Raw genomic sequence first — 8,069 nt, 5'->3', positions numbered from 1 at the left:
GCGCAGCGACGACCCGAGCCTGCAGGTGCATGCCTGCCACACCCGCCTGCGCGAGCTGCAGGTGCTGCACGACCAGCTGCGCAGCCTGCTGCAGGACCCGCGCTTCGACCCGCCGTTGCAGGCGCGCGAGATCGCCGTGCTGGCGCCGGACATCGATCCGTATGTGCCCTATCTGGAAGCGGTGTTCGGCGGGCGTGGCGGCGACGACGAGCACATTCCCTATGCGTTGGCCGACAGCAGTCCACTGGCCGGCGAGCCGCTGGCTGATGTCTTCGTGCACCTGCTGGGCCTGCCGATTTCGCGCTTCGGCCTGAACGAGGTGCTGGACCTGCTGGCCAGTGCGCCGCTGGCCGAGGCTGCCGGTCTGGAAGCGGTCGACTTCGATCGGCTGCATGGCTGGCTGCAGCAGGCCGGCGCACGCTGGGGCCTGGATGCCGACCATCGCGGCCAGCTGCAGGCCCCCAGCGATGACGCCTACACCTGGCAGTTCGCGCTGGATCGGCTGCTGCTGGGCCACGCCACCGGCAGCGAGGTGGACCTGGCCGGGGTGGCGCCGTGGATCGAGCTGGAAGGCGGAGCGCTGGATGCGCTGGACCGGCTGCTGCGCCTGCTGCGCGTGCTGGCCGTCTACCAGCGCCGGCTCGGCGAGCTGTTGACCCCGGCACAGTGGCGGCAACGCCTGCTGTCGCTGCTCGATGCGCTGCTGCCGACGCCGCCCAGCTCTCCCAACAGCCAGCGTGCGCTGGAGCGCCTGCGCAAGCTGCTCAACCAGTTCGCCGAGGATGCGTACAAGGCCGGGTTCGCTGACGGCGTGCCGCCGGAGGTGGTGCGTGCGCACTTCGCCGGTGCCCTGGCCGAGGCCGATACACGGGCGCCGCTGCTGACCGGTGGCATCAGCTTCGGCCGCATGGTGCCGATGCGCCTGCTGCCGTTCCGGGTGATCTGCGTGCTCGGCCTCAACGATGGTGATTTCCCGCGTCGTGACCCGGCCGCCGGCCTCAACCAGCTCACCGCCGACCTGGATACGCCGCGCCGCCGCCCGGGCGACCGCTCCACCCGCGAAGACGATCGTTTCCTGTTCCTGCAGCTGTTCGCTGCGGCGCAGGACGTGTTCTACCTCAGCTATCTCGGTGCGGACCCGCGCGATGGCAGCGTGCGCGAACCCTCGGTGCTGGTCAGCGAGCTGATCGATGCCGCTGCGGCCTATCACCTTGATCCGCCGACCGCCACGCGGGACTTCACCGTGCGCCACGCGCTGCAGCCGTTCTCGCCGGCCGCCTTCGGTGATGGCGACCCGCGCCGCTTCAGCTACCGCCGGCAGTGGCATCCGGCCGCCGGGCGACTGGGCGGGCAGCGCGGCGGCCTGCTGCCGTGGTTCGACACCGCACTGCCGCCACCGGCGGATGACGCGGTGGAAGAAGAGGTCTCGCTGGAGAGCCTGCGCCGTTTCCTGTGCGATCCGGCGGGCCAGTTCCTCGCGCAGTCGATGGGCCTGCGCCTGGCTGACGACGTCGAGGACGTCGACGACCTGGAGCCGCTGGTGCTGTCCTCGCGCGGGCCAGAGAAGCGCAGCGTGCAGCTGGCCGTGGTGCAGGCCACCCTGGCCGGCGACAGCGAGCCGCTGTACCCGCGGCTGCGCGCACGCGGGCTGCTGCCGTCGGGCATCCTCGGCGAGCGCCAGTTCGAAGTGGAACAGCTCAAGACCCGCCCGTACGCCACGGCCATGCTCGGCTGGTTGCAGGGCATGCCGCTGGAGAGCCGCCGCTATGAAGTGGAGATCGACGGTGTGCGCCTGCATGGCCGGGTCGGCGATCGCCATCCCGAGGGCCTGGTGCGACTGCGTGCCGGCGCCCTCAACGGCAATGCGGTGATCCGCCAAGGGCTGGACTGGCTGTTGGCCAATGCCGCCGGCGATGCCTTGCCGCTGGTGCAGTTCCACGACGGCGGTGATGCCGGTCCCGGTCCGCATGCGCTGCCTGCGCTGACCGTGCCTGCAGCACGCGCGGCATTGCGCGCGCTGCTGCAGCTGCGCCAGCGCGGCCTGCGCGAGCCGCTGCGCTTCGCGCCCTACACCGGCTGGGTGCTGTTCAACGCGCCGGTGGAAAAGCAGCGCAGCGAAGGCTGGAAACAATGGCATGGCAGTGATCGCAGCTGGGGTGAAGCCAACAGTGATGCCTGGCAGCTGCTGCTGCGTGGCGCCGACCCGTTCGCCGACGACGCCAGTTATGCCGACCTGCTGCGCAACAGCCAGGTGGTCTTCAGCGCCGTGCGCGAAGGTCGCAGCTTCGGCAACGATCCACAGGCAGGCCACGCATGAGCAGCGTTGCCGAGGACCCTTCCATCGACACACGTTTGCCCGACCCTTACCTGGCGTTGCCGCTGCACGGCACGCGACTGATCGAAGCCAGTGCCGGCACCGGCAAGACCTTCACCCTGGCGACGCTGTTCACCCGTCTGGTGGTCGAGCAGGGACTGCGTATCGGCCAGATCCTGGCGGTGACGTTCACTGACGCCGCCACCCAGGAGCTGCGCAAGCGCATCCGCGAACGCCTGGCCTTGGCCGCACGCCTGGTCGATCTGCCGCCCGGCGAAGATGAAACGCCCGACGCGGCGCTGACCCGGCAGGTGCTGCAGCGCCATCTGCAGGACGGCACCGAAACCGCCACGGCGTTGAAGCGGCGCCTGCAGGTGGCTGCCGATGAAATCGACCTGGCGGCGATCTTCACCATCCACGGCTTCTGCACCCGCGTGCTGCGCGAACATGCGCTGGAGAGCGGGCATACCTTCGACCCGCCGGAACTGCTGGCCAGCGATCGTGCGCTGCTGGAAGAACTGGCTGCCGATCTCTGGCGTGTGCATGCCAACGACCCGGCAACGCTGGAACCGTTGACCTGGCTGTGGTCCACCCCGGATGCGCTGGCCGCTGACCTGCGCGCGCTGCTGGCATCGCCACCGCTGCATCCACGGCCACAGCCGCTGGCGCTGGCCGACCCGCACCCGGCGCTGCAGGGCGCGGCGGTGGAACTGTCGATGGCCGTGCGCGAGCACGGTGAGCGCTTCTTCCTGGACCTGTGCGAAGCAGTCGACAACAAGTGGATCAACGGCGTCTCCTACAAGCTGGGCTGGTTGCACCCGCTGGGCCGCCAGCTGTTGGGCTGGGCCGAGCGCGGCGACGCCGCCGAACTGCTGTCCAGCGACCGCCTGCCTGCGCTGCTGCCCGATGCGCTGGTAGCCAAGACCAACAAGAAGTTCACCGAGCGCACACCGTCTTCGCCGCTGCAGGCCCCGCTGGAGCGCTATGTCGCATTGCTCGCCGAGCGTGAGCAGTGGCTGCGGGCCAGTGCGCTGAATTTCCTGCATGCGCTGCGCGAGGATGCCACCCAGCGCCTGTCGGCCCTGAAGCGCCTGCGCCGCGTGCAGACCTACGACGATCTGATCGACGGCGTCGCCCGCGCACTGGAAGGCCCGCAGCGGCTGGCCCTGGTGAAGCAGCTGCGTGCGCAGTACCGCATCGCCCTGGTCGATGAATTCCAGGATACCGATGACCGCCAGTGGGGCATCTTCCATACCGTGTTCGGCGCTTCGCCGGAGGTGGACGAACTGGGGCTGCAACCGGCGCTGTTCCTGATCGGTGACCCCAAGCAGGCCATCTATGGCTTCCGCGGCGGCGACATCCATACCTACCTGAAAGCCAAGCAGGTGGCCGAGCAGGCACCGGCGCTGGACCAGAACTTCCGCTCGCGCCCGGCCGTGCTGCGCGCGCTGCAGGCGCTGTACGCCAACGCTGGCGAAGACGCATTCCTCGAACGCGACATCCAGTTCGAGCCGGTGCGCCCCGGCGGCGTGCGTACCGATGAGGATTACCTGCGTGATGGCCGGGCTGCACCCGCACTCACCCTGCGGCTGTTGCGCAGCGACGGCGAAAAGGCCTTCGGCGCCGACGCCTCGCGCGACGCAGCGACTCAGGCCTGCGTGGCCGCGATCCACCAGATCCTGCTGGAGGCGCGTGCCGGCACCGCGCTGCTGCGCGGGCGCCCGCTGCAGCCTGGTGATATCGCCGTGCTGGTGCGCTCGCATCGCGAAGCCACGCTGGTGCAGCGCGCGCTGGCTGCGGTCGGCATTCCCGCCGTGGCGGCCGGCAAGCAGAGCCTGTTCGCCACCAGCGAGGCCCGTGACCTGCGTGCGCTGCTGCTGGCCCTGCTGCAACCGGCCGACGAAGGGCGCCTGCGCACCGCATTGGCAACCGTGCTGCTGGGCCAGCGCGCAAGCGCGATTGCCAGCATGGAGCGCGAGGGCGACCTGCAACGGGAATTCCAGGCGCAGCTGCTGCACTGGCGCGAGCGCTGGCAACGTGGCGGGCCGTTCGCGGTGGTTGCCGACGTCTGCGCGGCGCAGGGCGAGCGCCTGCTGGCGCTGATCGATGGCGAGCGGCGCCTGACCAATTACCTGCAGCTGGGCGAACTGCTGCAGGAAGCCTCGGCGCAGGCACTGGGCATGCACGGCCTGCTGGACTGGCTGCAGGGGCAGATGGCCAACGCCGACCAGGACGATGAGCAGCAGCTGCTGCGCTTGGAGTCCGATGCGCGGCGGGTGCAGATCATCACCCTGCACAAGAGCAAGGGCCTGGAATATCCGCTGGTGTTCCTGCCGTTCGTGGGTATCGATGGCGGCGCGCCGAACACGGCCACTCACTGCACCGTGCACCTGCAGGGCGAGCGCCAGCTGCACTGGAAGCTGGACAGGGACGAAGCCTGGGAAGCGGCCAGCAGCCAGCGCGAGCGCGAACAACGTGCAGAAGACGCGCGCCTGCTGTACGTCGGCCTGACCCGCGCCGAGCATGCGCTGTGGATCGCCACCGGCGATCTGGCTGGCCACGCGAAAACCCGCCTGGCCCCGTTGCTGGGCGATCTGCAGGCGCTGCGCGCGCACGCGGACGTGGAGCTGGATGACAGCGCACTGCCGGATCGCCTGCCGCAGCTGCTGGCCGAAACCGAAGGTGCGCTGCCCGCGGTGCGCGCACTGACCCGCCGTGTGCCACATGACTGGTGGGTCTACAGCTTCACCCAGCTGGCGCATGCCGACGCTGGCAACAGCGACGATATCGAAGCGGCGGCCACCGAACTGCCGGCACCCGCAGCCGACGAACCCGCCGGCGCCGAGCTGCCGCTGGAACCGGCACTGCCGGAAGCCGCTGCGGAAGACACCTCGCCGCCCGATCCACGCTTCATGGGCAGCCGCTTCGGCAACGTTCTGCACGATGCGCTGGAGAACGTCGACTTCGCACTGTGGAGCGGCTGGCAGCCGCAGCAACCGACGCCGGAGGGACAGGCTGAGGTACTGCGCCGCTCGCTGCACGACGAAGGCTATGCCGACGAGGATCTGGACGAAGGTGTGGCGGTGCTGGTGCCGCTGGTGGGCCATACCCTCACCGTGCCGCTGCCCGAAGGCGGTGCGCTGTGCAGCGTGCCCGAGCACGAGCGTCGCGCCGAGATCGAGTTCCACTTCGCCATCGAACCGACCGCAGTACCGGTGCTGCTGCAACTGCTGCACGACCACGGTATTTCCAGCGCGCGGCGCGGCTTCGGCCTGCGCAGACGGCTGGAAGGCCTGATGACCGGCAAGATCGATCTGACCTACGTGCGTGATGGCTGCTGGTATGTGCTGGACTACAAATCCAACCGGCTGCCGGGCTACAGCCCGGACCTGCTGGAGATTGCCATGCGCCACAGCGAGTACGACCTGCAGGCGCTGATCTACACCGTCGCACTGCATCGCTGGCTGCGTTTCCGCCTGGGCGCGGCGTACGACTACGCGCGTGACATGGGCGGGATCCGATACCTGTTCTGCCGGGGCCTGGACGTTGCCGGCAACGGCGTGCACGTGCAGCGCTTCGCACCGGAACTGGTGGACGCGCTGGATGCCTTGTTTGCCGGCGGCGAAGCGGCCCAGGCCGCTATGGCGGCGCGCGCGCGCGGAGAAACCGCATGAGCCTGCTGCGCGATCTGCATCGCAGTGGCCAGCTGCGCACCCTGGACCACGCCCTGGCCACCAGCCTCAAGCGCCTGCGCGAGGACACGCCAGACAACGTGGCGCTGGCGTCCGCACTGGCCTCGCTGGCCGTGGCGCAGGGGCACGCTGGTTTCGATCCGCGCCAGCCCCAGCGCCTGATCGATGGCGTACCAGCATGGCCAGAGCCTGCGCAGTGGCTGGCGCAGCTGCAGGCCTCGCCCTGGGTAGCGACGCCGCAGGACGCCAGCGTCGCCGCAGAGGAAGCGCCGCTGGTGCTGGAGAACGGCCTGCTGTACCTGCGCCGTTACCGCGAGTACGAGCGGCAGCTGGCGGTCGGCCTGCAGCGCATCGGCCGCCATCCGCTGCCTGCACCGGACATGGCTGCCGTGGCGCCGCTGTTCGCGCGCCTGTTCCCGCAGGCCGCCACCAGCGAAGACCAGCAGGCACGCGCCGCCGGCGTGACCCTGCGCCACCCGCTGGCTCTGGTCACCGGCGGCCCTGGTACCGGCAAGACCACCACCATCGCCCGTCTGCTGCTGCTGTTGGCCGCACAGGCGGTGCACCAGGGCTTGCCCGTACCGAAGGTAGCGCTGGCTGCGCCTACCGGCCGCGCCGCCGAGCGCATGGCCGAAAGCCTGCGCCTGGCCGTACAGCGGCTGCAGGAGCAGGGGCTGGATCCGGCACTGTGCACTGCGCTGCCCAGCACAGGCACGACCCTGCATCGCCTGCTCGGGGTGATTCCCGATTCACCGCGCTTCCGCCATCACACCGACAACCCGTTGCCGGTGGACGTGGTGGTGGTCGACGAAGCCTCGATGATCGACCTGCCGTTGATGGCCAAGCTGGTCGATGCGATCGCCAGCGGCACCCGCCTGATCCTGCTCGGCGATCCCGACCAGCTGCCATCGGTGGAGGCAGGCGATGTGCTCAGTGCCATCCTGCGCGCCAGCGGCGATGGCATCGGCACCCGCGCCGACGACGCGCAGGCGCTGCATGGCCTGCTGGCACCGGCCACGCTGCAGCCGCAAGCAGCACCGCGTGCATTTGCTGGTCGCCGCGTGCAGTTGCAACGGGGCTACCGGCAGAGTGATGCGCTGGACCTGGCACCGCTGGCGCAGGCCGTGCGCGGCGGCGACAGTGGCACCGCCCTGCGCCTGCTGCGCAGCGGTGAACTGGCCGGCGTCCGCTTCCATGAAGGCGAGGCAGATCCGTTGCGCGGCCAGCGCGAGCATCTGCTTGATCATTGGCGCGCGCTGGCCGACGCGGTGGATCCGGCGCAGGCGCTGCAGCAGGCCGGTCGCCTGCGCGTGCTGACCGCACTGCGCGAAGGCCCGCAGGGCGCGCGCGGCCTCAACAGCCGCATCGAACAGCTGCTGGCCGGCAACACCCCGGGCTACTTCCAGGGCCGACTGCTGCTGATCACCGAGAACAGCTACCGCCATCGCCTGTTCAACGGCGATATCGGCATCTGCCTGCGCGATGGCAGCGGCGCGATGGTGGCCTGGTTCCCCGGCGAGACCGCCGACCAGCCGCGCGCGTTCCACCCGGCAGCGTTGCCTGCACACGAGAGCGCCTTCGCGATGACCGTGCACAAGGCGCAGGGCTCGGAGTTCGATGAAGTGTGGCTGCAGCTGCCACGGCAGGACAGCCGCGTACTGTCGCGCGAACTGGTCTACACCGGCCTGACCCGCGCCCGCCAGCGCCTGCAGGTCGCCGGCAGCGGCGAGGTACTGGAGGCCGCGTTGAAGCGGCATGCCAGTCGCCTCGGAGGGTTGGCGTGGCGGCTGGGTGCGGAAGACGTGATCGAAGCACCATCGACACCGATCGAAGAACCGACAGTGCAGGGCCAGTTGTTCTGACCTCAGTCCTTCCAATTCCTCCAATCACAACGCGCACCTTCATCCACGCATGGCGTGGATCTACCGTGTCGACCAAGGTCGACACCCACCAACAGCAGCAGGAACCTGTCGAAGGCGGGGTGGGTCCGGTTGCGGGGGTGTCCGCGGCATGGATGCCGCGGCCAAGCCTCCATGGACGGATTCACGGCGTCCCCCGCAACC

At 69.7% G+C, this 8,069-nt stretch carries 3 protein-coding genes; all 3 read left to right on the top strand.

The annotated features are described in order from the left end of the window. A partial coding sequence (gene recC / locus DBR20_RS01630) for an exodeoxyribonuclease V subunit gamma (protein WP_258223092.1) occupies positions 1–2,317 on the top strand: 2,317 nt, incomplete at its 5' end. After that, positions 2,314–5,988, top strand: a complete 3,675-nt coding sequence (gene recB / locus DBR20_RS01625) for an exodeoxyribonuclease V subunit beta (RefSeq protein ID WP_108264958.1) — start codon at positions 2,314–2,316, stop codon at positions 5,986–5,988. The genes recC and recB, both read left to right, overlap by 4 nt. Continuing rightward, positions 5,985–7,868 carry an exodeoxyribonuclease V subunit alpha gene (gene recD, locus DBR20_RS01620; protein WP_108264957.1) on the top strand — a complete coding sequence of 628 codons (1,884 nt, stop codon included), beginning with the start codon at positions 5,985–5,987 and terminating at the stop codon, positions 7,866–7,868. Before recB ends, recD begins: the two co-directional genes overlap by 4 nt. Positions 7,869–8,069 lie beyond the last annotated feature (201 nt).

It is taken from the genome of Stenotrophomonas sp. HMWF023, assembly GCF_003060985.1.
Classification (GTDB): Bacteria; Pseudomonadota; Gammaproteobacteria; order Xanthomonadales; family Xanthomonadaceae; genus Stenotrophomonas; species Stenotrophomonas lactitubi.
This window is presented reverse-complemented; position numbering and strand designations above follow the sequence as displayed.

Excerpts from the sequence above, each read along its gene's own strand:
- recB (WP_108264958.1), top strand. The coding sequence starts at position 2,314 with ATGAGCAGCGTTGCCGAGGACCCTTCCATCGACACACGTTTGCCCGAC.
- recD (WP_108264957.1), top strand. The coding sequence starts at position 5,985 with ATGAGCCTGCTGCGCGATCTGCATCGCAGTGGCCAGCTGCGCACCCTG.